A 379-nucleotide genomic window follows, 5' to 3' on the forward strand; every position below is an offset into this window, starting at 1 on the left:
CGTGCACGCGACGCTCAAGCACTTCGTCGGGTACTCGGGCTCGCGGGCCGGTCGCAACCACGCCCCGGTGAGCGCCGGCCCGCGCGAGCTCGCCGACGTCTACCTCCCGCCGTTCGAGATGGCGGTGCGCGACGGTGGCGCCCGCTCGGTCATGGCGTCCTACGTCGACGTCGACGGCGTCCCGCTGCACGGCAGCACGGAGCACCTCACCGAGATCCTGCGCGAGCGGTGGGGGTTCGACGGCGTCGTCGTCGCCGACTACTTCGGCGTCGCGTTCCTCGAGGTCATGCACCGCGTCGCGGCCGACCGCGGGGAGGCCGCCGCGCAGGCGCTCCAGGCGGGCCTCGACGTCGAGCTCCCGACCGGCGACGCCCAGCTC

The 379-nt window shown here is 74.7% G+C and carries 1 protein-coding gene; it reads left to right on the forward strand.

What is annotated here, in order from left to right; all coding sequences use genetic code 11:
- Nucleotides 1-379 (forward strand): glycoside hydrolase family 3 N-terminal domain-containing protein (locus G3I78_RS50970; RefSeq protein ID WP_275424963.1); only part of this gene is annotated, 379 nt, incomplete at both ends.

Origin of the sequence: Streptomyces sp. SID13726, assembly GCF_010548375.1 — a bacterium.
Lineage (GTDB): Bacteria > Actinomycetota > Actinomycetes > Streptomycetales > Streptomycetaceae > Streptomyces.